The 703-nt window shown below is 31.7% G+C and carries 1 protein-coding gene; it reads right to left on the reverse strand.

Annotated elements, in window-relative coordinates; all coding sequences use genetic code 11:
* Positions 1 to 625, reverse strand: a 625-nt coding sequence (locus tag H4K35_RS15950) for a hypothetical protein (protein ID WP_182628812.1), incomplete at its 3' end; no start/stop codon positions are given.
* Positions 626 to 703 lie beyond the last annotated feature (78 nt).

Below are 703 nucleotides of genomic sequence, written 5' to 3' on the forward strand. Positions count from 1 at the left end.
ATTTACTTTCTATAAGAGCCATTCCTAACTCTACTAAGTCAGTAACATTTGCTTTCCACTTTAGCGTGGAAATATTCTGTTTACTTATTGATAAATCTTTCTGATTGGTCTTGATTGACAATGTTTCTAAACCGTCTTTATCAATAGAAAAACTGACTGTAAATTCTAACTCTTCCAATCTCTTAATCAGAAACTCTTTATTTCGTTCTATTGAGTAACCTATTGACTTTATCAGATTGACATCTAAATAGTTTGGTAGTTCAAAGTTTATCAATATCTGTAACTCATCGTGAATAAAGTTGTGTTCTTGGGCATCAGGATATGAATTTTTAAAAGCTTCTAATCGACTTTCATAGTGATTAGTATATAAAGAATTGGAACAACCTAAAAAGTATATTTGAGCTTCTTCCAGTTGCTTGTATTCGGTTTTAAAACTGTCATTTATTTGACGTTTGTATTGCTCTTCGGGTTCTAACTCGTATTTTGTAGATGAGTGCTGATAGGCTTCTAATCGTTCAGCAAATTCAGGATTTTCAACCCTAAGAGCATCTTGTTCAAATTTTGATTCTAAACGAATCAGTTCTTCCTGTAAACGAGCTGTTTCTGTAAATTCGATAGGTATCATAAGTCTATTGGTTTGAAGCTAATTTGATTATTTTTGATTGAGGTTTGTTTTTTATGTTGGCTTTCTCCATTTCTGCAA

The sequence above is a fragment of the Myroides sp. NP-2 genome (assembly GCF_014145665.1).
Taxonomy (GTDB): domain Bacteria; phylum Bacteroidota; class Bacteroidia; order Flavobacteriales; family Flavobacteriaceae; genus Flavobacterium.